Origin of the sequence: Methylobacterium aquaticum (genome assembly GCF_016804325.1) — a bacterium.
In the GTDB taxonomy this organism is placed as follows: Bacteria; Pseudomonadota; Alphaproteobacteria; order Rhizobiales; family Beijerinckiaceae; genus Methylobacterium; species Methylobacterium aquaticum_C.
Genome location: NZ_CP043627.1, coordinates 2,688,201 through 2,710,001, shown reverse-complemented (window position 1 = coordinate 2,710,001; position 21,801 = coordinate 2,688,201). Strand labels below are relative to the sequence as shown.

The following is a 21,801-nucleotide window of genomic DNA, read 5'->3' as shown; positions in this document are numbered from 1 at the left end:
GGTCTGGATCACGGTGTCACCGCATAGGCCGACAGGCCGACCGGCTTGCCGCCATTGATGTTGAAGCCCGTCACCCGGCCGACGGGCCGGGGCGCGGCGCCGGCGGCTTGCGCCGCCGCGAAGGCCTTGGCGAAGCGGTCCTCGACATAGACCAGGCGGCAGCCGCCCTGGCCGAGGAACGCGGCGGCCTCCTCGGCGGAATCGAGCATCGCGAGGTCGGTGCCGATCAGGAACACGAGGCTCGGCTCGCGGTAGCCGAGGGTGCCGACCTTCGGATTCGGGCAGGGCAGCGCGTCGCGGATGGCGGCGAGCCGCGGCGAGACCTTGAGGGCGGCCAGCGCCGGCTGGGTGAGCCCGAACACCGCCGGCCCCAGCAGCGCGCCGGCGAGCACCGCGACCGCCAGCGCGCGCTCCGGGAACCCGTCGACGAAGGCGCGCCAGGCGAGGACCGCCACCGCGCTCGCGGCGAGAAGGAGCGGCAGCCCCGCCCACGGGATCACTCCGTCGAGGCGCCAGGCGGCGATGCAGAGGCCGAGGGTCAGGCCGGCGGGGATGAACGGCACCAGGAGCGCCACCCACCGCGCCCCCGGCCGGTCGCGGTGGACCGCGCCGCGGGCGACCGCCATGACGGCGAGGATCGCGAGGGCCGAGCAGAGCGGCAGCACGTAATGCGGCAGCTTGGTCGGCACCGCCTCGAAGACCAGCCAGGACGGCAGCACCCAGGCGATCAGGAAGGCGACCCCGTCCTCGCGGCGGTTGGTCCAGGCGAAGGGCAGCGCCATCGCCGCGACGGCGGCGGCCGGCCAGAACGTGGCGAAGATGACCAGCAGGTAGGTGCCGGGCGGCGCCCAGTGCTGGGTCTGCGCGGTGCCGACCTTGCCCAGCATGTCGTGGCCGACCGCCTCGCCGTAGAAGGCGCCGCCGCTCTTCAGCGTGATGGCGACGAACCACGGCGCCACCAGGACCAGCACCAGGATCAGGCCGAGGCCCGGCCGCAGGCGCGTGAGCCAGGCGCCGGAGCGCGCGAAGACCGAGAGGCAGAGCGCCGCGAGGCCGGCGAACATCGGCACCATCGGCCCCTTGATCAGGATGCCGAGCGCCACCGCGAGCCAGAAGGTCAGCACCGTCGGCACGGGTAGCGGGACTTGCGGCAGCCGGATCTGCGTGGCGCGGGTCAGCCAGGCCCGGGCCAGCGCCCCCATGGCGGCGACGGCGCAAGCCGTCAGCAGCGCATCGGTCTTGGCGAGCCGGGCCTCGGCCGACAGCATCACGCTGGCTCCCACCAGGGCGGCGGCGAGGAAGGCCCCGCGCCGCGGCAGGAAGGCGAGCGCGGCCCAGTAGCTGAGGAGCACCGTGGCGAGCGCACCGATCAGCGAGGGGATGCGGTAGAGCCAGATCGCCGTGCGGGCGCCCGGCACGCCCAGCGCCTCGCCGGCGGCGACGACCGCGCTCTGGGCCCAGTAGATGCCGACCGGCTTCTTGTGCCGGGCCTCGCCCTGGAAGCGGATATCGACGAACTCGCCCGATTCGAGCATCTGCTTCGAGGCCTGGGCGAAGCGCGGCTCGTCCCGGTCCATCGGCTGGAGCGAGGCGAAGCCCGGCAGGAAGCAGACCAGCGACAGGAGGACGAGCAGCGCGCAGGCCGCCCCGTGGCTGCGCGCCCCGAGATCGAGGAGGCGCTCCGCGAGACGACCCACGGAGGCGGCGCGGCCGGGGCGGCGCCCGGCGGCAAGGCTCGTCAAATGCACAGCTCCGAACCGGACAACCCGACGCGAACGGCGCCGGTCGCGGCGGGCGCCCGTGTCGGTGATCCGGTTGGGAAAGTCAATTTTCGTGGGTGGGGCGGCGAGTCCATGCACGGCATCGTGCGGAGCCTGCCCGCGCCTTCCGATGCTGTGCCGCACGAAGCCGGGTTCTGGCTTCGGCCGCAGCGGCGTGGTAGTCTTCTCGCCGATCCCGCGGGGTAACGCTGTGTCCGATCGGCCGAAATCCGATTCCGAGGCAACCGTCACAGTGCAGGCTGAGCTGTCGAAATCAGCCTTTGATGCGCTCAAGGAATTGGCGCGCCGTCGCGGTGTCGACGCGAACACTGCTTTGCAGCAGGCTATCGCGACGGACAAGCTGATCTCGGATCATGTCGGAATCAACGACAAGCTTCTGATCGAGAAGCCAGACAAGACCTATTCTCGGGTGATTTTCAGCAAGTAGGCGCGCCTCGCAGGACTCCCGCTGCGCCGATGCGGCCGTGCGAGCGACGTCGGCGAACGGACGTTTTGTGAGAGACACCGAGTCCTCGCAGCGGCTGTGCCGCTATCCTCTTCCAGCATCCCTCCTCCCAGACGGATTCCGACGATGTCTGAAGCGGCTGGGCGCGAGGCAGGCTCCATCGTCCTCAAGACGATTGGCGACGATGCTCCGACGGAGGGGCCGCCCACCATCGGCGTCGCGACGTCTGTCCAGGGCAACTACGATCCCGGCCGCGACCAGGAGAAGGCACGTGTCAGGATCGCCTATGTCCTCCTTGCCATGCTGGGCCTCGCGGTCGTCTGCGTCCTCGCGACCGGATCCTATCTCGCGCTGACCTGCTACGCGGGCAAGACCTGCGGCGAGGCCAAGGAAGCGTTCGCCCTTCTGAGCGGGACCGTCGCGCTGATCTTCACGCCGGTCGTCGGATTGGTCGGATCGGCCATCGGCTTCTATTTCGGCTCGAAGAGCGCGGGCGGCTGAACCTTCGCCCTCACGCCATCTCGAACAGGAACCCGTCCCGGGCTGGAATCGGCACCGACAGGCTCACCCCGCGCGAGGCCCGCGACAGGCGCCAGGGGCGCTCGCGGCCGGCGCGGATCGCCTCGGAGGGCCGCAAGGAGCGGGTGGCGCCGTCCTCGCCGACCTCGTCGATGGTGAGGAAGCCGTAGACGAGCAGGCGCGAAGCCAGCAGCTTGGTCTCGCGGTCGCCCGCCGCCACCGGCAGGGTGCCGGCCTCGTAGACCGTGTCCATCAGGCTGCGCTGGTCGCGCCGCGCGGCGGCGACCCGGGGCTCGGGGCGAAATCGTGGTCCAGGTCGTGGCTCAACCCGTGGCCCGCCGGCGCCGCCCGCTCCTTGCGCCGGAACGCCACCACGGTGCCGCCCTCGAGACCGCTCCTCTCGCCCGACAGGTTACGCATACGCCCGATACCCTTCGCGACATCGCCGCGATCTCCAACGGGGTCGCGGCGATGCGCAGGATTCGATGAATCGGCTTAACGCCCGGTTGACCCTGACGCGGCGCCCCCCGTGCCGGATCGATCCACGCCGCGCCCTTACCCCTTGCCCTTGCCCCTCACCCTTGCCCTCGCCCTCGCCCTCGCCCTCGCCCTCGCCCCTCCCTGCCGGCCCGTGTATGAGCGCGACGCCCCGCCCGCTTCGAGCGCCCCACCAGGAAACGCCGCATGACCGAACCGGCCCCGTCCCGCCCGGCCCCCGTCTTGGCGTCCACCTTGGCGCCCGCCCTGGCGGTGGAGGACCTGGCCTGCCGCTTCGGCCGGGTGCAGGCCCTCGCGGGGGTCTCGCTCACCGTGCGGCCGGGCGAGGTGATGGCGCTGCTCGGCGATTCGGGCTGCGGCAAGAGCACCCTGCTGCGGGTGGTGGCCGGGCTCGAGACACCGGATTCCGGCACGGTGCGGCTCGACGGGCGCCTCGTCGCCGGCGCGGGCGCGCGGGTGCCGCCGGAGGAGCGCGGGGTGGGCCTGATGTTCCAGGACTACGCCCTGTTCCCGCATCTGACTGTCCGCGAGAACATCCGCTTCGGCCTGAAGGGCCAGCCGCCCGCCGCCCGCGAGGCCGCCGACGAACTGCTGGAGCAGGTCGGCCTCGCGGGCCATGCCGACTCCTATCCCCAGACCCTGTCGGGGGGCGAGCAGCAGCGCGTGGCGCTGGTGCGGGCGCTGGCGCCGGGGCCGCGGCTCCTGCTCCTCGACGAGCCGTTCTCCAACCTCGACCGGCGCATGCGCGACCGGGTGCGGGAGGACACGGTGGCGCTCCTGCGCCGCACCGGCACCACCGCCTTGATGGTCACGCACGACCCCGAGGAGGCGCTCGCGGTGGCGAGCCGCATCGCGCTCATGCGCCGCGGCCGCATCGTCCAGGTCGCCACCGGCGAAGCCCTGTATCGCCGCCCCGAGAGCCTGTTCGCCGCCCGCTTCCTCGCCGACGCCGCCGAGATCCCGGCCCGCATCGCGGCGGGCGGGGCCGCCACGCCGCTGGGATTCGTCCCGGCCCCGCACCTGCCGGACGGGGCTTCCGTCCGGGTCTGCCTGCGGCCCGAGGCCCTGCGGGTCGAAGGCCCCGGCGAGGGTACGCCGGCCCAGGTCGTGCGCCGCACCTTCCTGGGGGCGGCGAGCGTGCTGCATCTCGGGGTGCCGGGCCTCTCGCTCCCGCTGCGGGCCCGCCTGCCCGGGTCCGGGCCCTACGGGCCGGGCGACGCCGTCGGGGTGTCGCTGGTGCCGGAGGCGGTCCTGGTCCTGCCCGACGACGAGGCGGCGTGAGCGCCGGTTCGAGGCGCCGCCGCCGGACCGTCGCGGCCGCGTGACGGCCTGCAACACCGTCGGGAAAAATCCGTTCCGTCCCTGCCGCGACAATGCGCAGCCATTGCCGGCTCACCGCCGCGCACCACAACTAGGCCGTGGGAACGGGACGACGTGTCGGGCGTCTGGCAGGAGGTGGAGCGTTGTTGCAGCCGCGGGATGGGTACCGCACCCTGTCGGGGCGGCGGGCGATCGTGGTCGGTGCGGGGCCGGGCGGCCTCGCGGTGGCACTGATGCTCGCCCGCGACGGCGTGCAGGTGACGGTGATCGAGAAGGAGGAGAGCGTCGGCGGGCGCACCCGCACGGTCACGGCGCCGGGCGGCTACAAGTTCGACATCGGGCCGACCTTCTTCCTCTACCCGCGCATCCTGGCCGACATCTTCGAATCCTGCGGCGAGCGGCTGGAGGACCACCTCACCCTCGAGCGGCTCGATCCGCAATACCACCTCGTCTTCGAGGGCGGCGGCGAGATCAAGGCGACGCCCGACGTCGAACGGCTCGAGGCCGAGATCGCCCGGATCGCGCCCGACGACGCCAAGAACGTCCGCCGCTTCCTGAACGACAACCGCCACAAGCTCGCGGCCTTCATTCCGGTCTTGCAGCAGGCCTGCGATTCGATCCGCAGCTTCGCCTCCCCGGCGATGCTGGCGGCCCTGCCGCTGTTGCGCCCGCACGCCACCGTCGACCGCGACCTGAAGCGCTACTTCAAGGACCCGCGGGTCCGCCTCGCCTTCTCGTTCCAGACCAAATATCTCGGGATGTCGCCGTTCCGGTGCCCGAGCCTGTTCACCATCCTGAGCTTCCTCGAATACGAGCACGGGGTCTACCACCCGGTGGGCGGCTGCGGCGCGGTCTCCGAGGCGATGGCCAACCTCGCCCGCCGCCTCGGCGTCGAGATCAAGCTCGGCACCTCCGTCGACCGGGTGCTGTTCGAGGGCAAGCGCGCGGTCGGGGTCGAGGCCGGGGGCGAGCGCATCGGTGCCGACGCGGTCGTCATCAACGGCGACTTCGCCAAGGTCGTGCCCGAACTGGTGCCGGAGGCTCGCCGGCCGCGCTGGCGCGACGCCAAGGTGGCGAAGGCCCGCCTCTCCTGCTCGACCTACATGCTCTATCTCGGCATCGAGGGCCCGATGCCGGAGAGCCTCGGCCACCACACCATCCTGTTGTCGGAGGATTACGCCCGCAACATCCGCGAGGTCTCCGACGGGGTGCTGCCGATGCAGCCCTCGGTCTACGTCCAGCATGCCGGCTACACCGACGGCGGCATGGCCCCCCGGGCCATACCAGCCTCTACGTGCTGGTGCCGGTGCCGAACCTGCGCTCCGGGATCGACTGGGCGAGTGTCGGCCCGTCCTACCGGGCGCTGGTGCTCAAGCGCCTGGAGAAGCTCGGGATCACCGACATCGAATCGCGCATCCGCTACGAGCGCGTGGTCGACCCGACCCAGTGGCGCGACGAGTTCGACGTATACGAGGGCGCGACCTTCAACCTGTCGCACGATCTCGGGCAGATGCTCTACTTCCGGCCCCATAACCGCTTCGGGCCCGGGCTCTACCTCGTCGGCGGCGGCACCCATCCGGGCTCCGGCCTGCCGGTGATCTACGAGGGCGCCCGCATCACCGCGCGGCTGATGGCCGAGGATCTGGCCCTGCAACCGGTCCCCGCCCGCGGGATGCCGCTCGCCGCCCCGAGCCTCGGGGAGGCCTCGTGAGGCGCGCGCTCCTGGCCGCCGCCTTCGTCGTGCTGGCCGCGCCGGCTTTCGTGGCCGCGCCGGCCTTTGCCGCGGACCTCTCAGTCGAGGTCGACGGGGTCGAGCCGGGGGCGGGCCGGGTCTTCGTCGCGCTCTGCACCGGGTCGCTCGCGGAGGAATCCTGCCGCATCGGCCAGAGCGGGCCGGCCGCGGCCCAAAGCCTGCGCTTCGGCTTTACCGAGGTGCCGCCCGGCACCTACGCGGTGGCGGCGTTCCAGGATCTCGACGGCGACGGGCGCCTCGGCCGCACGGGCCTGGGGCTGCCGACCGAGCCCTACGGCTTCTCGAACGGCGCCGGCCGCCGCGGCCGCCCGGATTTCGCCGCCGCCGCGTTCCGGCTGCCCGAGCCGGGCACCGCTTTGCGGGTGCGGCTCACCCGCGCCCTGCCGGCGCGGTGACGCCAGGCACGGCGGCGGCACTCCCTCGGAATGCCGCAAAGCCTTGCTGTGGTGACGGCATGATGCCCGATCCCGCGGCGGAGACCCGCGACCTCGCCTTCTCGTACCGGACCCACCGGGTCCTCGATTCCGTCGACCTCGCCCTGGCGCGGGGCGAGACCGTGGCTTTGCTCGGCCCCAACGGGGCGGGCAAGAGCTCGCTGATGCGGCTCCTCGCCGGCCGCCTCCTCCCGAGCCGCGGCAGCGTGCGGGTCCTGGGCGGCGATCCGGGGCGCGAGGCGGGAGTGCGGCGCGCCATCGCCTGGGTGCCGCAGGAGATCGCCCTCTACCCGCGCCTCACCGTGCGGGAGAACCTGGAGGTGTTTTCCCGCCTCATGGGCCTGCCCCGGGCGGCGCGGGCGCCGGCCGTGCTGCGGGCGCTGGCCCGCACGGGGCTCGAGGAGGTGGCGGACCGCCTGGTCGGCGTGCTCTCCGGCGGCTACCAGCGAAGGGCCAACATCGCGGCGGCCTTGCTCGCCGAGCCGACCCTCGTCCTCCTCGACGAGCCGACGCAGGGCGTCGACCAGGCGGCCCGGGCGGCGATCCACGCCGTGCTCGAGCGCCTGCCCCGGGCCGGGGCGGCGGTGCTGATCGCCACCCACGACTTCGCCGAGGCCGAGCGCCTGGCCGACCGGATCCTGGTGCTCCAGGACGGCGCGCTTCGCCTCGACGGGCGCCTCGCCGACCTGCTCGCCGGCATGCGGGCCGGCCCGCCCGAGCACGAGGTGGCCCTGTCGGAGGCCGCCGCTCCGGAGGCGGCCGCCGCCCTGCGCCAGGCCGGCTTCCATCTCGCGTCGCCCCTGACCTGGCGGGCGGGGAGCAGTGTCGCGGGCGGGTACGACGGCGCCGCGCTGCTGGCGGCCTTGCGCCGCCAGGGCGTGCCGGTGCGGGAGATCCGGGTGCGCGAGCCGGGCCTCGACGGGCTCTACCGCGCCGTGACGGAGGCGGCGCCGGCCGAGCCCGTCCGGGCCCGCTCGGGAGTACCGGCATGATCGTCGCGGCGTTCCGGGTGATGCTGCTCACCCTGTGGCGCGACCGCGCCGCCCTGGTCATGGCCTTCGTGCTGCCCACCGTGATCTTCTGCGTCTTCGCGGCGATCTTCTCCGGCGCGGTCGGCGAGCGCATCCGCATCCAGGTCGGGCTCCTCGACCAGGCCCGCACCGCCACCACCGAGCGCCTGGTGACGGCGCTCCAGGCCGATCCGGCCCTGCGCACCACGCTCCTGCACGGCGATCCGGTGGCGGCGGTGCGCCGGGGCGAGATCGACGTCGCGCTCGTCTTGCGCGGCGACCTCGCGGCCGGGAGCGGCGAGACGGATGCGCCGATCCTCGTGGTCGAGAGCCCGGCTCGCGCCCTGGCCACCCCGATCGCGCTCGGTCAGGTGCAGCGGGTGCTCAACGAGGCCCTGCCCGACGTGGTCCTGTCGCGGGTCGTCGCCGACGTCGAGCGCACCGGCAAGATCGGGCCGGACGAGCGCGCCTTCCTCGACAAGGCCTTCGCGGAGAGCCGCGAGAAGCGCGAGGCCTTCTCCTTCGCCGCCCTGATCGCCCGGACCTCGACCGCGGAGGGACAGGGCGGGAACGCCCGCGTCGCCTATTATGCCGGCGCCATCGCCGCGGTGTTCCTGCTGTTCGCCGCCATGCAGGGCGCCCTCTCCCTCGTCGAGGAGCGCCAGTCCGGCATCGCCGACCGCCTCGCCGCCGCTCCCGGCGGCCTGCCGGTGGTCGTGCTCGGCAAGTTCCTGTTCCTGGTGCTCCAGGGCACCGTGCAGGGGGCGCTGATCTTCGGCGCGGCCGCCCTGTTCTACGGCGTCTCGGTCGGGCCGCACGCCGTCTCCTGGCTCGTCACCGGGGTTCTGGTCGCCGCCATGGCGGCGGGCCTGGGGCTCGCCGCCTGCGCGGCGGCGCGCACCCGCCAGCAGGCCCACCTCGTCTCGACCTTCGGGGTGCTGCTGCTCTCGGCGGTCGGCGGCAGCATGGTGCCGCGCTTCCTGATGCCGCCCTGGCTCCAGAGCCTCGGCTGGCTCACCCCCAATGCCTGGGCGATCGAGGCCTACCAGGCGGCCCTGTCCGAGGGCGCGGGCGCGGCCTGGCCGGCCTGGGCCGTGCTGGCGGGGCTGGCCGTGGCGGGTTTGGGCACGGCCTTGGCCCTGACGGTGCGGCCGTCGCCCGGGCCGGCGCGGGGGTGAGGGACGATCGCGCCAGCGATCGTCCCGGATGTCACTCAGGGCCTGTTTGTCTTGCGAGCGATCCCATTCGCGACCTCATCCTGAGGTGCGGGCGATCGAAGATCGCTGAGCCTCGAAGGATGGCGCCAGAGACCATGGCGATCCCTGAAGCCCTCCTTCGAGGTCAGCCGATCAAAGATCGGCTAACACCTCAGGATGAGGTTGCGGGTGGGATGATTTCGGTCGATCGATCAAACAGGTTTGTCAGCCCTTCAGCCGCTTGTTGCACTCGGAATAGTAGCCGCCACCCTTCTCGATCCAGTTCATGCCGCCGTTGCCGGCGCCGCCGGCCGCCTTGTTGGCGTTGTACTGGTCGAGGCAGGTGTGCTGGCGGGCGCTGCCGGCCGGTTCCTTGGCGTATTTCGGCGCGACGGCCGTCGGGAAGATCGCGCCGGCGGCCGGGGCGTGCGGGGCCGGAGCCTGGGAGGCCGGAGATTGGGCCGCCGGAGCCGCGGGCTTGGCGGGAATCGCGGGCGGGTTCGGCGGCGGTGCCAGATTCGGCTTCGCCGCGCCGGGGCCGAACGGGTTCGGGGCCGGCGCGGTCGTCTGGGCGTGTGCCGGGGCGGCGAGCGCGCCGAGGAGGAGCAGGGAGGCGAGGGGGAGGCGCATCGGCGGGTGTCCGGATTCGAGGGCGCCAGCTTAGCAGCAACGCCGCCCGACGGCGACCTGTGACGCAGCGACATCCGGAGCCGCCGCGCCCCCGCCTCGGCCTACGCCTTGCGGAGGAGGCCTCTCCCTTTTGCGGCGCTCCGCTCCGCTGCCGGGGCGGCTAAGCAGGGCGGCCAGAAGGCAGCCCGAGGGGAAGGCCGATGCTGATCGCCGCCAGCGCCGTGTTGATCCTCTTCGCCTGGTTCGCCGGGCCGCGGCGCTTCGTCGAGGCGGTGCTGCTGACGCGCTCGGCCCTCGATCCGGTGTTCAACCTGACCAAGGCCGGCGGCATCGAGGATATGGGCGTCGGCGCGGCGGTGAACCTCGCGGTGCTGGTGGTGGCCGCCGCCTGCGTGGCGACCCGGCCGCGGGTGAGCAGAGGCCCCACCCTCGTCCTGTGGGGGCCGCTCCTCCTGGTCTGCCTGGTCTCGTCGCAGGTGGCGCCCGATCCCGGCGCCGCGATCCGGCTCACGATGCTGCTGGCGACCCATGCCGCCTTCTGCCTGCTGGCCTTCTACTTCGTCCGCGACCTCGCCGACCTGCGCCGCGTCCTGCTCCTGATCGTCGCCGGCTCGATCGTGCCGACGCTCTATGCCGGCCTGCAACTCGCCCTCGGCTGGGCGGTGTTCGGCGACGACGGCATCCGGGTCTTCAGCAGCTTCCCGCATCCCAACATCTACGCCTTCTACCTGATGACGATCCTGGCGGTCGTTCTGACGCTGCTCGCGGGCCGGAATTTCGGCCTGAGCCCGCGGCTGCGCCGGGCGCTGGCGCTCTACGTGCCGGTGCTGCTCGCGCTGATCCTGCTCACCAAGACCCGCAGCGCCTGGGCCGGGGCCGGACTGATCCTCGTGACCCACGGGCTTCTCTTCGACCGGCGCACCCTGCTCTACTTCCTGGGCCTGCCGGTGGCGCTGCTGGCCGTGCCGGAATTCGCCGAGCGCCTCGCCGACCTCCAGCAGGGCAACACCGCGGACGCCTACGAGAAGCTGAACTCCTACGCCTTCCGGATTCTGCTGTGGCAGGGCGCCATGACCTGGTTCTGGGAGCGCCCGCTCTTCGGCTGGGGCCTGTCGAGCTTCGGCCACTACGTCGCGCAGTTCTTCCCGCTGCCGCTCGAGAACGACACCATCGATTCGCACAGCGTCTACGTGCAGTTCCTGTTCGAGACCGGGGTGATCGGCTTCCTCGCCTATCTCTGGCTCTACGCGCGGGTCGTCGTCCTGACGGCGCGGCTGATCCTCCGCGGCCAGCGATGGGCCTGGATGATACTGGCGATGACGGCCGGCTACCTGTCGATGGCCTATTCCGACAACATGCTCTATTACCTGGTGCCGACCTGGTACATGTGGTTCGTCCTCGGCGGCGCCTGCGCGGTGCTGGGACGGCAGAGGGTCGTCCGCCGGCAGCCGTTGGCCGTGCCGGCCTGAAGACCGCCTTCAGCGCAGGTGGAAGGCGATCCACAGAACCGCGATCGCGACGAGACCGGCGACGATCCGGCGGGCCAGGCGCGAGGCGGCGGGCGTCACCGGCCCCTCACTCGGACGAGCGCCGGACCGCCGCGCCCGCGATGATGGTGGCGAGCGCCGCGGCACCGAGGCCGTCCTGGAGGGCGCGCACCGGCTCGTCCGGCATCGCCAGCCACCACAGGGCGGCCGTGGCCGCGAGGCACACGGCGACGGCGCCGAGGATGCCCTTCTCGATCGCGCTCAAGACCCGCCTCCGCTCGTCGGGCGCGACGCGCCCGGTTCCAAGGGGTTCCGCTTAAGCCAGAGGTCCCGGCTTGCGAAGGTTTTCTTCCATCCGACCGGTCGGAAGCCGCGGGGCGTGACGCATCGTTGCAACGGTCGCCTCCCGGATCGCGATGTTCGATCTTCCCGGCCGCCCCTCCGCGCTCGGCACGGATTGTCTTCCCCGGTCGCTTGGGGGATTTCAACCGGAGATGATCCGGCCCGGCCGGAGCGTCGTGCCCGGAAGCCGGCCCGGAGGGGGTTACGGCGGGCCGCGGAGACGGTGATGGCGAAGCCCCTGGTCGTCGAGATCCCCCACCAGCTCGGCCGGGCCGAGGCGCGCCGGCGCATCGACACCCGCATCGGCCAGGGTCGGGAGCTCGTGCAGAAGGCCGGCCTCACGATGCAGGACCCGGTCTGGGACGGCGACACCCTCGCCTTCGTCGTCGGCGCCATGGGCCAGACGGTGAGCGGCACCATCGCGGTCGAGGACGCGGTCGCCCGCGTCGAGGTCCGGCTGCCGCTGCTGCTCGGGATGTTCTCGGCCAAGGTGCGCCAGGCCATCGCCGAGAAGGGCGGCGAGCTCTTGGCGGCCTGAATGCCCCGGCCTTGATGGAATCCTGATAAGGCGGCCCGCCCGGCCGCATGGTTTTCCGCCTCCCCCCGGTCGCAAGAACCCCTGGTGAGTACACCGGGAGTGTTACGATGGGGGATGAGGTTCACGGTGCGCTCGCACCCGCTGCGATTGCCGGAGGGGACCGCCGCGTCCGCGGGCCGGCCCTGGCGCAGGTGCGCGCCGCCTGCCGGTTCTGCGGCTTCTCCGTCCGGGGCTTCCTCAACGGTACCACCTGCGTGCTCCAGGTCGACGGCCGGGCGCTGCACGCCGTCTGTCGCGAGGGCCCCGGCGGCGAGGAGCATGCCTGTGCCGGCTTGCAGGAAGCGGTCCGCACCGCGCGGCAACCCCGATGGCGTCCGTCTTGATGCCGCCTTGATATCGCGGCCCCCGCCGCCCTCTCGAATCCTGACGCGATCGGGAGGATCTCCGGGATCGGGACCGTGGCTCACGGTCCGGTTCATGCGGCGGCGCCGGTCATCCCCGCGCCGCCCGACGGGGACACCCCATGTTCGATCTTCTGATGCTGGCGGCCGGCCTGGGCTTCTTCGCCCTGTCGCTCGGCTACGTCTCCTTGTGCGAACGCCTGTGAGGAGGCCCGCGATGACCCTCGATTACGGGCTCGGCGGCCTCATGACCCTCGGGCTGCTCGCCTATCTCGCCTACGCCCTCGTGCGGCCCGAGCGGTTCTGAGGAGCAACGCCATGACGCTCTCAGGCTGGCTCCAGATCGCGCTGTTCTGCGCGGTCGTCCTCGCCCTGGTGAAGCCGCTCGGTCTCTACATGACCCGGGTCTTCACCGGCGCTTCCACCCCCCTCTCCCCCGTGCTGCGCCCGATCGAGCGCGGCCTCTACCGCCTCGCCGGCATCGACGAGCGCCACGAGCAGCACTGGCTGACTTACGCCGGCGCCATGCTGGTCTTCCACGCCGCCGGCTTCGTGCTGCTCTACGGCATCCTGCGGCTGCAGAACCTCCTGCCCTTCAACCCCGCCGACCAGTCCGCGGTGGCGCCGGACCTCGCCTTCAACACCGCCGCGAGCTTCGTCACCAACACCAACTGGCAGAATTACGGCGGCGAGAGCACCCTCTCCTACCTCTCCCAGATGCTGGGGCTGACGCACCAGAACTTCCTCTCGGCGGCGACCGGCATCGCGCTCGCCGTGGCGCTGATCCGGGGTTTCGCCCGGGCCTCGGCCCGCACGGTCGGCTCGTTCTGGGTCGATCTGACCCGCTGCACCCTCTACGTGCTGCTGCCGCTCTGCATCGTCTACACCCTGTTCCTGGTCTGGCAGGGCGTGCCGCAGACGCTGGCGCCCTACGCCGAGGCGACGACCCTGGAAGGGGCCAAGCAGACCATCGCCCTCGGCCCGGTGGCGAGCCAGGTGGCGATCAAGATGCTCGGCACCAATGGCGGCGGCTTCTTCAACGCCAATGCCGCCCACCCGTTCGAGAACCCGACCGCGTGGTCGAACCTCATCCAGATGGTGTCGATCTTCGCACTCGGCGCCGCGCTCACCAACGTGTTCGGCCGCATGGTCGGGGACGAGCGCCAGGGCTGGGCGATCCTCGCCGCGATGGGCGTGCTGTTCCTCGCCGGCACCGCCGTCACCTACTGGGCGGAGGGCGCCGGCAACCCGCTCCTGAACGCGCTCGGGCTCCAGGGCGGCAACCTCGAGGGCAAGGAGCTGCGCTTCGGCATCCCCGGCTCGGCGCTCTTCGCCGTGGTGACCACCGCCGCCTCCTGCGGCGCGGTGAACGCCATGCACGACGCCTTCACGGCGCTCGGCGGCCTGATCCCGCTCGTCAACATGCAGCTCGGCGAGATCATCGTCGGCGGCGTCGGCGCCGGCCTCTACGGCATGCTGGTCTTCGTGGTGGTGGCGATCTTCGTCGCCGGGCTGATGGTCGGGCGAACCCCGGAATATCTCGGCAAGAAGATCGAGGCCCGGGAGGTCAAGATGGCGATGCTCGCCATCCTCTGCCTGCCCTTGATGATGCTCGGCTTCACCGCGCTCGCCACGGTGCTGTCGGCCGGGCTGGCGGGTCCCGCGAATGCGGGTCCGCACGGCTTCACCGAGATCCTCTATGCCTTCACCTCGGCGGCGGCCAATAACGGCTCGGCCTTCGCGGGCCTGTCCGGCAACACCCCGTTCTACAACCTGACGCTGGGCGCCGGGATGCTGGTCGGGCGGTTCTTCGTCATCATCCCGGCGCTCGCCATCGCCGGCTCGCTCGCGGCGAAGAAGACGGTGCCGGCCTCCGCCGGGACCTTCCCGACCGATAGCGGCCTGTTCGTCGGCCTGCTCGTCGGGGTGATCCTGATCGTCGGCGGCCTGACCTTCCTGCCCTCGCTGGCGCTCGGACCGATCGTCGAGCACCTGGCCGGCACGGCGGGCCAGACCTTCGCGGCGGCGGGGAACTGAGCCATGGCCACCCATGCCGACCGCCTGCGCCGGGGCCTGTCCCGGCACCGGCCCCGCTCCGCCCCGCTTTCCGACCGCTCGACCTTGCGGCCCTGCGACATCGTCCTGGCGCTCACCGGCCTCGCCCTGCTCGGCTCCGGCGCGATCTGGGCGGCGATCATGCTCGGCGGTGCGGCTTTGGCGCCGTGAATTCGGCAAAGAAGATCCGCCCGCCGACCTGACACCCTCCGCGTCATCCCGGGGCTCGCCGAAAGGCGAGAGCCCGGGATCCAGACACTCAGGTGGTGCAGGATGAAGCTGAGCGCGCTTCGCTCTCTTCGGAAACACCTGCGGTTCTGGATTCCAGGCTCCGCTTCGCGGCCCCGGAATGACGAAGAGGGTGTCGGGATCGTGCGAGCCAACCTTGAAACAATCCTCGATTTTTCTGCCTTCATCCGGATCCCAGGATCATGGCCCAGACCCAAAAACCCTCTCTCCTCGATGCCGGCCTGATCGGCCCGGCCTGCCTCGGCGCGGTCACGAAGCTCGATCCGCGCCAGATGGTGAAGAACCCCGTGATGTTCGTGGTCGAGGTCGTGGCGGCCTTCACCACCCTGCTGTTCGTCCGCGACCTCGTCACCGGCGGGCAGGATCTCGCCTTCACCGGCCAGATCATCCTCTGGCTGTGGTTCACCGTGCTGTTCGCCAACTTCGCCGAGGCGGTGGCGGAAGGGCGCGGCAAGGCGCAGGCCGATTCCCTGCGCCGCACCCGCACCGAGACGACCGCGAAGCTCCTGGCCGGCCCCGCCGCCGCCGCCGGCGGCCCGCGGGCTCCCTATGAGACCGTGCCCGGCGCCGGCCTGAAGGTCGGCGACGTGGTGCTGGTCGAGGCCGGCGACGTGATCCCGTCGGACGGCGAGGTGATCGAGGGCATCGCCTCGGTCAACGAGGCGGCGATCACCGGCGAATCCGCCCCCGTCATCCGCGAATCCGGCGGCGACCGCTCGGCAGTGACCGGCGGCACGCAGGTGCTCTCCGACTGGATCCGGGTGCGGATCACGGCGGCCGCCGGCTCGACCTTCATCGACCGGATGATCGCGCTCGTCGAGGGCGCCTCGCGGCAGAAGACCCCCAACGAGATCGCGCTCAACATCCTGCTCGCCGGCCTCACCATCGTGTTCGTGTTCGCAGTCGGCTCGATCCCGAGCTTTGCCGCGTATGCCGGCGGCGCGATTCCCCTCGCCGTGCTGGTGGCCCTCTTCGTCACCCTGATCCCGACCACGATCGGGGCTTTGCTCTCGGCGATCGGCATCGCCGGCATGGACCGGCTGGTGCGGTTCAACGTGCTCGCCATGTCGGGCCGGGCCGTCGAGGCGGCGGGCGACGTCGACACGCTGCTCCTCGACAAGACCGGCACGATCACGCTGGGCAACCGCCAGGCGACCGAGTTCCGGCCGGTGCGCGGCGTCACCCCCGGCACGCTGGCCGATGCGGCCCAGCTCGCCTCGCTCGCCGACGAGACCCCGGAGGGCCGCTCGATCGTGGTGCTCGCCAAGGAGGCGCACGGCCTGCGCGCCCGCGACATGGCAAGCCTCAATGCCACCTTCGTGCCGTTCACCGCGCAGTCGCGGATGTCGGGCATCGACCTCGACGGGTCGTCGATCCGCAAAGGGGCGGTCGAGGCGGTGATCGCGAGCCTCGAATCCGCCCCGGCGCTGGTCGGTGCGGGCGCCGCCGCCCGGGTGCTGCAACCCCGCCTCGACCCGATGGCGGCCCAGGAGATCCGCGCCATCGCCGAGGAGATCGCCAAGGCCGGCGGCACGCCGCTGGCGGTGGCCCGCGACGGCAAGCTCCTCGGCGTCATCCACCTCAAGGACATCGTCAAGGGCGGCATCCGGGAGCGCTTCGCCGAGCTTCGCCGGATGGGCATCCGCACGGTGATGATCACCGGCGACAACCCGATGACCGCGGCGGCGATCGCCGCCGAGGCCGGCGTCGACGATTTCCTGGCCCAGGCCACGCCGGAGGACAAGCTGGCGCTCATCCGCAAGGAGCAGGCGCAGGGCAAGCTGGTGGCGATGTGCGGCGACGGCACCAACGACGCGCCCGCGCTCGCCCAGGCCGATGTCGGCGTGGCGATGAATACCGGCACGGTGGCGGCCCGCGAGGCCGGCAACATGGTCGACCTCGATTCCGACCCGACCAAGCTCATCGAGATCGTCGAGATCGGCAAGCAGCTGCTGATGACGCGGGGCGCGCTCACCACCTTCTCGATCGCCAACGACGTGGCGAAGTACTTCGCCATCATCCCGGCGATGTTCGTCGGGCTCTACCCGCAGCTCCAGGCCCTCAACGTGATGGGGCTGGCCTCGCCCCAGAGCGCGATCCTGTCGGCGATCATCTTCAACGCTCTGATCATCGTGGCGCTGATCCCGCTGGCTCTGCGCGGGGTGAGCTACCGCGCCGTCGGCGCCGCCGCGTTGCTGCGGCGCAACCTCCTGATCTATGGTCTCGGCGGGATCCTGGTGCCGTTCGCCGGCATCAAGGTGATCGATCTCGCCGTGAGCGCCCTCCATCTGGCTTAGAAGAGACAACAGCCATGCTCCGGCACATTCGCCCCGCCCTCGTGCTCCTCACCGGCCTGACCCTCGTCACCGGCCTCGCCTATCCGCTGGCCATGACGGGCCTCGCCGAGCGGCTCTTCCCGGTCCAGGCGCAAGGCAGCCTCGTCCGCAACGCGGACGGCACGCTCGTCGGCTCCGCCCTCGTCGGGCAGAGCTTCACCAGCGCGCGCTACTTCCACGGCCGCCCCTCGGCGACCGTGGCGCCCGATCCCGCCGACGCCTCGAAGACCGTGGCGGCGCCCTACAACGCCGCCAATTCCGGCGGCGCCAATCTCGGGCCCACCAACCCGGCGCTGATCGACCGGGTGAAGACCGACCTCGCGGCGCTGAAGGCCGAGAACCCGACCGACCCGGTGCCGCAGGACCTCGTCACCACCTCGGGCTCGGGGCTCGACCCGGACGTCTCGCCCGAGGCCGCCCTGTTCCAGGTGCCCCGCGTCGCGAAGGCCCGCGGCGTTCCCGAGGATGCTCTGCGCGCCCTCGTCGCGGAGAGAGTCCAGGAGCCGAGCCTCGGCTTCCTCGGCGAGCGGCGGGTCAACGTGCTCGCCCTCAACCGCGCGCTCGACGCGCAACAGGCCCGATGAGGGAGGGCATGAGGGACGACTTGCGCCCCTCGCCCGACGCTCTCCTGGCGCAGGCGCGCCGGGAGGCGCCCGGGCGCGGGCGTTTGAAGATCTTCCTCGGGGCGGCGCCGGGGGTCGGCAAGACCTACGAGATGCTGACCACGGCGCATGCCCGCCGCCGCGAGGGCATCGACGTGGTGGTGGGCGTGGTCGAGACCCACGGACGACCCGAGACCGAGGCCCTGGTCGCCGGGCTCGAGGTGCTGCCCCGCCGCGTCGTCGCCTATGGCGGCGGCACCCTCGACGAGATGGACCTCGACGGGCTCCTCGCGCGAAAACCCCGCCTGGCGCTGGTCGACGAGCTCGCCCACACCAACGCCCCGGGCTCGCGCCACCCGAAGCGCTACCTCGACGTCGAGGAACTGCTCCAGGCCGGCATCGACGTCCACACGACGCTCAACATCCAGCACGTCGAGAGCCTGAACGACGTGGTGGCGCAGATCACCCGGATCCGGGTGCGCGAGACCGTGCCGGATTCGATCCTCGACCGGGCCGACGACATCGAGGTCATCGACCTCTCCCCCGGCGACCTGATCCAGCGCCTGCACGAGGGCAAGGTCTACCTGCCGCGCCAGGCCGAGCGGGCGCTCAAGCACTACTTCTCCCCCGGCAACCTGACGGCGCTCCGCGAACTGGCCCTGCGCCGCACCGCCCAGCAGGTCGACGACCAGCTCGTCACCCACATGCGGGCCCACGCGATCCCCGGCCCCTGGGCGGCGGGCGAGCGGGTGCTGGTCTGCGTCAGCGAGGATCCGCGCTCGGCAGGCCTCGTGCGCACCGCCAAGCGCCTCGCCGACCGGCTGCGGGCGCCGTTCACGGCGCTGACCATCGAGAGCCGGCGCAGCGCTCATCTCGGCGAGGCCGAGCGCGACCGCATCGCCGACACGCTCCGGCTCGCCGAGCGGCTGGGGGGCGAGACCGCCACCCTGCCGAGCCAGGGCCGCATCGCCGACGACGTGGTGGCCTTCGCCCGCGAGCACAACGTCACCCACGTGGTGATCGGCAAGTCGACCCGCTCGCGCTGGTTCGAGCTCGTCAACGGCTCGGTGGTGCACGACCTCCTGCGCCGCTCCGGCCCGATCAGCGTCCTCGTCGTGGCCGGCGAGGAGGCGGCCGGCGCGCCGGCCGCCCACAAGGGCGTGCGCACCGCTCCCCCGCCGCGGCCCGGCCCCCTGCCCTATCTCGCGGCGCTCGCCACGGTGGCGGGCGCCCTGGGGCTCGGCCTCGTGCTGCAATCGTCGCTCGGCCACGAGAGCACCGACCTCGTCTTCCTCACCGCCGTGGTGGCGGTGGCGGTGCGGTTCGGGCTGTATCCGTCGCTCGCCGCGGTCCTGGCCTCGTCGCTCGCCTACAACTTCTTCTTCCTGCCGCCGCTCTACACCTTCACCATCGCCGACCCGACCAACGTCGTCGCGCTGTTCTTCTTCACCCTGGTGGCGGTGGTGGTCTCGAACCTCGCCGGCCGCGTGCGGGCCGAGGCGACGATCTCGGGGGCGCGCTCGCGGGCGACGGAGGCGCTCTACGGCTTCTCGCGCAAGCTCGCGAGCTGCGGCACCCTCGACGACGTGCTCTGGGCCACCGCCTACCAGATCGCCCTGATGCTGCGGCTGCGGGTGGTGCTGCTGCTGCCGGAGACGGGTGGCGTGAATGCGGGCACCGTCACCGTGATGGCCGGCTATCCGCCGGAGGATTTCCTCGACGAGGCCGACCTCGCGGCGGCGAAATGGACCTTCGACCACGGCCGCCCGGCAGGCCGCGGCGCCGACACCCTGCCGGGCGCCAAGCGCCTGTTCCTGCCCCTGCGCACCGGCCGCGGCATGGTCGGGGTGGTCGGGCTCGACGGCGACAAGCCGGGGCCGCTCCTCACCCCCGACCAGCGCCGGCTCCTCGATGCGCTGGCCGACCAGGGCGCGCTCGCCATCGAGCGGGTCCACCTCGTCGAGGACCTCGACCGCGCCCGGCGCTCGGCCGAGACCGACCGCCTGCGCCAGGCGCTGCTGTCGTCGCTCTCGCACGACCTCAAGACCCCGCTCGCCGCGGTGCTCGGCTCGGCCACGACCCTGCGCGACCTCGGGGACGCCCTCGACCGGGAGGCGCAAGGGGAATTGCTCGCCACCATCATCGACGAGGCCGAGCGCCTGAACCGCTTCATCGCCAACCTCCTCGACATGACGAAGCTCGAATCCGGCGCGCTGGCGCCGAACCTCGCTCCCCACGACCTCGCCGAGATCGTCGGGACGGCGCTCGCGCGCGTGGCCAAGATCCTCTCCCCCCACCGCGTCGACCTGGCGCTGCGGCCCGGCCTGCCGCCCTTGAGCCTCGACGCGGTGCTGATGGAGCAGGTGCTGTTCAACCTCCTCGACAACGCCGCCAAATACGCGCCCGAGGGCAGCCGGGTGCGGATCGAGGGATGGCACGAGACGCGGCACGAGGGTGAGGCGGTGGTCCTGGCGATCCTCGACGAGGGCGAGGGCATCCCGGAGGGCGACGAGGAGCGGATCTTCGACACCTTCTACCGGGTGAGGAAGCGCGACCGGGTCCGGGCCGGGACGGGTCTGGGCCTTGCCATCTCCCGCGGCTTCGTCGAGGCGATGGGCGGGCGGATCACCGCCCGCAACCGCCCGGACCGGACCGGTGCAGTCTTCACCCTGACCCTGCCGGTGCCCCGCGCCGCCCTGGAGGACGCCGCGTGACGAACGACCCCCGCATCCTGGTGATCGACGACGAGCCGCCGATCCGCAAGCTGCTGCGGGTCGGCCTCGGCAGCCAGGGCTACGCGGTGGCGGAGGCGCATAACGGCCGCACCGCCCTCGACCTCCTGGAGCAGGAGCCGTTTGCCCTCGTCATCCTCGATCTCGGCCTGCCCGACATCGCCGGCCACGCGCTCTTGGCGCAGATCCGCGCCCGCAAGCCCGACCTGCCGGTGATCGTGCTGTCGAGCCGCGACGACGAGGCCGGCAAGGTCGAGGCGCTCGATCTCGGGGCGGACGACTACGTCACCAAGCCCTTCGGCATGAACGAGTTGCTGGCCCGGATGCGCAACGCGCTCCGCCACCAGCTCGCGGTCGGCGGCGAGCGCCCTCTCTTCCGGGCCGGCGAGCTCACGGTCGATCTCGTGCGCCGCATCGTCCGGGTGGGCGAGCGCGAGGTGAAGCTGTCGCCGAAGGAATACGACGTGCTGCGCCTGCTGGTGCATCATGCCGGCAAGGTGCTCACCCATGCCCACCTGCTGCGCGAGGTCTGGGGCAGCGCCGCCGACCCGCACTATCTCCGGGTCTACGTGCGCCAGCTGCGCCAGAAGCTCGAGCCCGAGCCCGAGCGCCCGCGCTACATCCTGACCGAGACCGGCGTCGGCTACCGGATGCGGGCGCCGGATTGAGCCGGGGCTCCGGCGGGACTCCCCGGCTCGGCCTGCTTGGCCTCGGCCGGCTTGGGCTCGGCTTGCTTGGCGTCCTCGGGCGCGCGGCGCACCCAGGCGTCGAGGGCCCAGCCGATGCCGCGGCCGGCGGCGGCCACGAAGACCAGCGAGCCGGCGACGTGGAGGAAGAGCGGCGCATCCGACAGGGCGGGCAACGGGGTGGGCCAAGGGGTGGGCAAAGGGCTGACTCCCTGATCTCGCTGGCCGAGAAGACCGCCGGGCCCGGGCTTCCCGCCAGTGCTCCGGCGCCACAGCGCCCGGTGAGGTGGCGCCCGCCCGAGGGGAGCGGGACCGCTCGGGGCGGCCGATGGCGGACGGCTGTGGCGGTCTTGCCTCACCGGTCGGGGTGAAACGCGGGGCGCATCCGGCGAATCAGCGCGGGGCGATCGCCGCGTGCGACCAGGTCGCCTCCGGCGAGAGCCGGACCGTCGCCGCCAGGGTCGCGCAGCAGCGGATCGGCAATGGGCAATCCTCCCCGACGCCGCGGTGGCACCGGCGCCGGGCCGGCACCGGGCCACGGTCGTGCTCGGCCTGGCGGGACAAGGTCGCCAGGAGCAGATCCTGCTGGCGATACTCGAAGCCCAAGGAGACGCGCATGCCGCGCAGGATGTTCCGCTCGTGATCGGTCGACAAGCCGCTCCGCTCCCGCGCCTCGATCAAGGATACCTGCCGTGTCGCGCGGTCGCATGTCGCCCCGATATCGGACTGAACTTGGCTGAGTCGCGACCTGACATCCATCCCGCTCCCCGTCTTGTTCCCCGCAATG

The 21,801-nt window shown here is 72.1% G+C and carries 23 protein-coding genes and 1 pseudogene; 17 read left to right on the top strand and 7 right to left on the bottom strand.

Annotated elements, in window-relative coordinates; translation table 11 throughout:
* Positions 1–8: 8 nt before the first annotated feature.
* Entirely contained in the window at positions 9–1,742 is a 1,734-nt protein-coding gene (locus tag F1D61_RS12260) for an ArnT family glycosyltransferase (protein ID WP_203158192.1), read from the bottom strand.
* A 148-nt stretch (positions 1,743–1,890) separates the two neighbouring features.
* Between F1D61_RS12260 and F1D61_RS12255 the strand changes: the two genes are divergently transcribed.
* On the top strand, positions 1,891–2,208 hold the full coding sequence (locus F1D61_RS12255; protein WP_203158190.1) for a hypothetical protein: 318 nt from the start codon (positions 1,891–1,893) through the stop codon (positions 2,206–2,208).
* Positions 2,209–2,352: 144 nt separating this feature from the next.
* On the top strand, positions 2,353–2,727 hold the full coding sequence (locus F1D61_RS12250; RefSeq protein WP_203158188.1) for a hypothetical protein: 375 nt from the start codon (positions 2,353–2,355) through the stop codon (positions 2,725–2,727).
* A 10-nt stretch (positions 2,728–2,737) separates the two neighbouring features.
* Here the strand turns inward: F1D61_RS12250 and F1D61_RS12245 are convergent, their stop codons facing one another.
* A complete protein-coding gene (locus F1D61_RS12245) occupies positions 2,738–2,998 on the bottom strand; it encodes a hypothetical protein (protein ID WP_203158186.1) in 261 nt (86 codons plus the stop codon).
* Positions 2,998–3,165, bottom strand: coding sequence for a hypothetical protein (locus F1D61_RS12240; protein ID WP_203158184.1), 168 nt, complete (start codon positions 3,163–3,165; stop codon positions 2,998–3,000). The genes F1D61_RS12245 and F1D61_RS12240 overlap by 1 nt, the downstream gene beginning before the upstream one ends.
* Positions 3,166–3,429: 264 nt before the next feature.
* On the opposite strand from F1D61_RS12240, the gene F1D61_RS12235 reads away from it, so the two are divergent.
* The 5 genes and pseudogenes from F1D61_RS12235 to F1D61_RS12215 all read left to right on the top strand — a co-directional run bounded on the left by F1D61_RS12235 (position 3,430) and on the right by F1D61_RS12215 (position 8,938).
* The gene (locus F1D61_RS12235; RefSeq protein ID WP_203158182.1) at positions 3,430–4,524 is read left to right on the top strand and encodes an ABC transporter ATP-binding protein; all 1,095 of its coding nucleotides are present in this window, start codon (positions 3,430–3,432) and stop codon (positions 4,522–4,524) included.
* A 182-nt stretch (positions 4,525–4,706) separates the two neighbouring features.
* A pseudogene (locus F1D61_RS12230) lies at positions 4,707–6,274 on the top strand (phytoene desaturase family protein).
* An 11-nt stretch (positions 6,275–6,285) separates the two neighbouring features.
* Complete coding sequence (locus F1D61_RS12225) at positions 6,286–6,711, top strand: DUF2141 domain-containing protein (RefSeq protein ID WP_203159028.1); 426 nt, start codon at positions 6,286–6,288, stop codon at positions 6,709–6,711.
* Between the two features lie 62 nt (positions 6,712–6,773).
* The gene (locus F1D61_RS12220) at positions 6,774–7,742 is read left to right on the top strand and encodes an ABC transporter ATP-binding protein (RefSeq protein WP_203159027.1); all 969 of its coding nucleotides are present in this window, start codon (positions 6,774–6,776) and stop codon (positions 7,740–7,742) included.
* A complete protein-coding gene (locus tag F1D61_RS12215) occupies positions 7,739–8,938 on the top strand; it encodes an ABC transporter permease (RefSeq protein ID WP_203158181.1) in 1,200 nt (399 codons plus the stop codon). The genes F1D61_RS12220 and F1D61_RS12215 overlap by 4 nt, the downstream gene beginning before the upstream one ends.
* A gap of 243 nt (positions 8,939–9,181) precedes the next feature.
* On the opposite strand, the gene F1D61_RS12210 is transcribed toward F1D61_RS12215, so the two are convergent.
* Positions 9,182–9,586, bottom strand: a complete 405-nt coding sequence (locus F1D61_RS12210) for a hypothetical protein (RefSeq protein WP_203158180.1) — start codon at positions 9,584–9,586, stop codon at positions 9,182–9,184.
* Between the two features lie 200 nt (positions 9,587–9,786).
* Between F1D61_RS12210 and F1D61_RS12205 the strand changes: the two genes are divergently transcribed.
* Complete coding sequence (locus F1D61_RS12205; RefSeq protein ID WP_203158178.1) at positions 9,787–11,055, top strand: O-antigen ligase family protein; 1,269 nt, start codon at positions 9,787–9,789, stop codon at positions 11,053–11,055.
* 106 nt (positions 11,056–11,161) lie between these two features.
* Here F1D61_RS12205 and F1D61_RS12200 read toward each other — a convergent pair whose 3' ends face one another.
* Entirely contained in the window at positions 11,162–11,338 is a 177-nt protein-coding gene (locus tag F1D61_RS12200) for a hypothetical protein (RefSeq protein WP_203159407.1), read from the bottom strand.
* Positions 11,339–11,641: 303 nt separating this feature from the next.
* On the opposite strand from F1D61_RS12200, the gene F1D61_RS12195 reads away from it, so the two are divergent.
* The 9 genes from F1D61_RS12195 to F1D61_RS12155 all read left to right on the top strand — a co-directional run bounded on the left by F1D61_RS12195 (position 11,642) and on the right by F1D61_RS12155 (position 20,996).
* Positions 11,642–11,953: a polyhydroxyalkanoic acid system family protein gene (locus tag F1D61_RS12195; RefSeq protein WP_203158177.1), complete on the top strand. Its 312-nt coding sequence runs from the start codon at positions 11,642–11,644 to the stop codon at positions 11,951–11,953.
* Between the two features lie 107 nt (positions 11,954–12,060).
* Positions 12,061–12,336 (top strand): hypothetical protein, encoded by a 276-nt coding sequence (locus F1D61_RS12190; protein WP_203158175.1) that lies wholly within the window; start codon positions 12,061–12,063, stop codon positions 12,334–12,336.
* Positions 12,337–12,571: 235 nt separating this feature from the next.
* Positions 12,572–12,661: a K(+)-transporting ATPase subunit F gene (locus F1D61_RS12185; RefSeq protein WP_099905332.1), complete on the top strand. Its 90-nt coding sequence runs from the start codon at positions 12,572–12,574 to the stop codon at positions 12,659–12,661.
* A gap of 11 nt (positions 12,662–12,672) precedes the next feature.
* Positions 12,673–14,391 (top strand): potassium-transporting ATPase subunit KdpA, encoded by a 1,719-nt coding sequence (kdpA, locus tag F1D61_RS12180; protein ID WP_203158173.1) that lies wholly within the window; start codon positions 12,673–12,675, stop codon positions 14,389–14,391.
* A 3-nt stretch (positions 14,392–14,394) separates the two neighbouring features.
* Positions 14,395–14,580: a hypothetical protein gene (locus F1D61_RS12175; RefSeq protein ID WP_203158171.1), complete on the top strand. Its 186-nt coding sequence runs from the start codon at positions 14,395–14,397 to the stop codon at positions 14,578–14,580.
* 260 nt (positions 14,581–14,840) lie between these two features.
* Positions 14,841–16,955 (top strand): potassium-transporting ATPase subunit KdpB, encoded by a 2,115-nt coding sequence (gene kdpB, locus F1D61_RS12170; protein ID WP_203158169.1) that lies wholly within the window; start codon positions 14,841–14,843, stop codon positions 16,953–16,955.
* Positions 16,956–16,969: 14 nt separating this feature from the next.
* Positions 16,970–17,578 carry a K(+)-transporting ATPase subunit C gene (locus F1D61_RS12165; RefSeq protein ID WP_203158167.1) on the top strand — a complete coding sequence of 203 codons (609 nt, stop codon included), beginning with the start codon at positions 16,970–16,972 and terminating at the stop codon, positions 17,576–17,578.
* A complete protein-coding gene (locus F1D61_RS12160) occupies positions 17,575–20,310 on the top strand; it encodes a sensor histidine kinase (RefSeq protein WP_203158164.1) in 2,736 nt (911 codons plus the stop codon). The genes F1D61_RS12165 and F1D61_RS12160 overlap by 4 nt, the downstream gene beginning before the upstream one ends.
* Complete coding sequence (locus F1D61_RS12155) at positions 20,307–20,996, top strand: response regulator transcription factor (RefSeq protein WP_203158162.1); 690 nt, start codon at positions 20,307–20,309, stop codon at positions 20,994–20,996. Before F1D61_RS12160 ends, F1D61_RS12155 begins: the two co-directional genes overlap by 4 nt.
* Here F1D61_RS12155 and F1D61_RS12150 read toward each other — a convergent pair.
* Both F1D61_RS12150 and F1D61_RS12145 read right to left on the bottom strand, forming a co-directional pair.
* Positions 20,972–21,214 carry a hypothetical protein gene (locus tag F1D61_RS12150; RefSeq protein ID WP_203159406.1) on the bottom strand — a complete coding sequence of 81 codons (243 nt, stop codon included), beginning with the start codon at positions 21,212–21,214 and terminating at the stop codon, positions 20,972–20,974. The two genes, F1D61_RS12155 and F1D61_RS12150, sit on opposite strands and share 25 nt — an antisense overlap.
* A gap of 193 nt (positions 21,215–21,407) precedes the next feature.
* Positions 21,408–21,668: a hypothetical protein gene (locus F1D61_RS12145; protein WP_203158160.1), complete on the bottom strand. Its 261-nt coding sequence runs from the start codon at positions 21,666–21,668 to the stop codon at positions 21,408–21,410.
* Positions 21,669–21,801: the final 133 nt, after the last annotated feature.

Excerpts from the sequence above, each read along its gene's own strand:
- F1D61_RS12255 (WP_203158190.1), top strand. The coding sequence starts at position 1,891 with ATGCTGTGCCGCACGAAGCCGGGTTCTGGCTTCGGCCGCAGCGGCGTG.
- F1D61_RS12190 (WP_203158175.1), top strand. The coding sequence starts at position 12,061 with ATGGGGGATGAGGTTCACGGTGCGCTCGCACCCGCTGCGATTGCCGGA.
- F1D61_RS12205 (WP_203158178.1), top strand. The coding sequence starts at position 9,787 with ATGCTGATCGCCGCCAGCGCCGTGTTGATCCTCTTCGCCTGGTTCGCC.
- F1D61_RS12165 (WP_203158167.1), top strand. The coding sequence starts at position 16,970 with ATGCTCCGGCACATTCGCCCCGCCCTCGTGCTCCTCACCGGCCTGACC.
- F1D61_RS12235 (WP_203158182.1), top strand. The coding sequence starts at position 3,430 with ATGACCGAACCGGCCCCGTCCCGCCCGGCCCCCGTCTTGGCGTCCACC.
- F1D61_RS12245 (WP_203158186.1), bottom strand. The coding sequence starts at position 2,998 with ATGGACACGGTCTACGAGGCCGGCACCCTGCCGGTGGCGGCGGGCGAC.
- kdpA (WP_203158173.1), top strand. The coding sequence starts at position 12,673 with ATGACGCTCTCAGGCTGGCTCCAGATCGCGCTGTTCTGCGCGGTCGTC.
- F1D61_RS12175 (WP_203158171.1), top strand. The coding sequence starts at position 14,395 with ATGGCCACCCATGCCGACCGCCTGCGCCGGGGCCTGTCCCGGCACCGG.
- F1D61_RS12185 (WP_099905332.1), top strand. The coding sequence starts at position 12,572 with ATGACCCTCGATTACGGGCTCGGCGGCCTCATGACCCTCGGGCTGCTC.
- F1D61_RS12160 (WP_203158164.1), top strand. The coding sequence starts at position 17,575 with ATGAGGGAGGGCATGAGGGACGACTTGCGCCCCTCGCCCGACGCTCTC.
- F1D61_RS12215 (WP_203158181.1), top strand. The coding sequence starts at position 7,739 with ATGATCGTCGCGGCGTTCCGGGTGATGCTGCTCACCCTGTGGCGCGAC.
- F1D61_RS12240 (WP_203158184.1), bottom strand. The coding sequence starts at position 3,165 with ATGCGTAACCTGTCGGGCGAGAGGAGCGGTCTCGAGGGCGGCACCGTG.
- F1D61_RS12220 (WP_203159027.1), top strand. The coding sequence starts at position 6,774 with ATGCCCGATCCCGCGGCGGAGACCCGCGACCTCGCCTTCTCGTACCGG.
- F1D61_RS12250 (WP_203158188.1), top strand. The coding sequence starts at position 2,353 with ATGTCTGAAGCGGCTGGGCGCGAGGCAGGCTCCATCGTCCTCAAGACG.
- kdpB (WP_203158169.1), top strand. The coding sequence starts at position 14,841 with ATGGCCCAGACCCAAAAACCCTCTCTCCTCGATGCCGGCCTGATCGGC.
- F1D61_RS12210 (WP_203158180.1), bottom strand. The coding sequence starts at position 9,586 with ATGCGCCTCCCCCTCGCCTCCCTGCTCCTCCTCGGCGCGCTCGCCGCC.
- F1D61_RS12195 (WP_203158177.1), top strand. The coding sequence starts at position 11,642 with ATGGCGAAGCCCCTGGTCGTCGAGATCCCCCACCAGCTCGGCCGGGCC.